This window comes from Mesorhizobium sp. M7A.F.Ca.ET.027.02.1.1 (genome assembly GCF_004022985.1).
Lineage (GTDB): Bacteria > Pseudomonadota > Alphaproteobacteria > Rhizobiales > Rhizobiaceae > Mesorhizobium.
Window position 1 is genome coordinate 1 of record NZ_RZOL01000893.1, and the last position, 614, is coordinate 614.

Here is a 614-nt window from a genome sequence, read left to right on the forward strand (position 1 = left end):
GATCCAGCCCATGCAGCAGATCGCCGATCAGTGGATACGATCCCACACTGATCGAACCGGGGAGCTGCCTTCCATCGACAGGGACATCAGGGCCGTGAAGTGGCGTCTATGGCACGGTCGTGTCGATCGCGCCATTCGCGACCTGAAGCGGGTCCTGGTAAAGCATTCGCAGCGAGAAGGCGAGTTCTCGATCGCACGGCTTCATAGTCTCGGGTTGCAGCTTCTGACCTACGTTCGTTCGAACTGCGGTGCGATCGTAAACTATGGTAAGCGCTACCGCGCCGGCCTTCGCGTTGCCACGTCCCTCGCCGAGTCGGCGGTGAACTTACTCGTCGCGAAACGTATGGTCAAGAAGCAGCAGATGCGCTGGTCGCTCCACGGCGCGCATATGCTCATGCAGGTCCGGACGGGCGAGATCAATGGCGAACTTGACGAGAGATTGCGGGCACCGTTTCGACAGCCACAGCGAAACTTGCCATCTCTTTTCAAGCCCAAACCTCCCCTTCTGCGCGCCGCCTGACCCAAAGAAATTACCATGTCTTTGAGAACCGAGCGCCTGGCCTACAATAAATGCCAACCCGAACCAAACCGGCGCATTCAAGTGAGGCTCAGTA

Annotated in this window: 1 pseudogene; it reads left to right on the forward strand. The window is 58.3% G+C overall.

Annotated elements, in window-relative coordinates:
* Window positions 1-520, forward strand: a pseudogene (locus EN749_RS38115) (hypothetical protein); the annotation flags it as partial.
* Window positions 521-614: the final 94 nt, after the last annotated feature.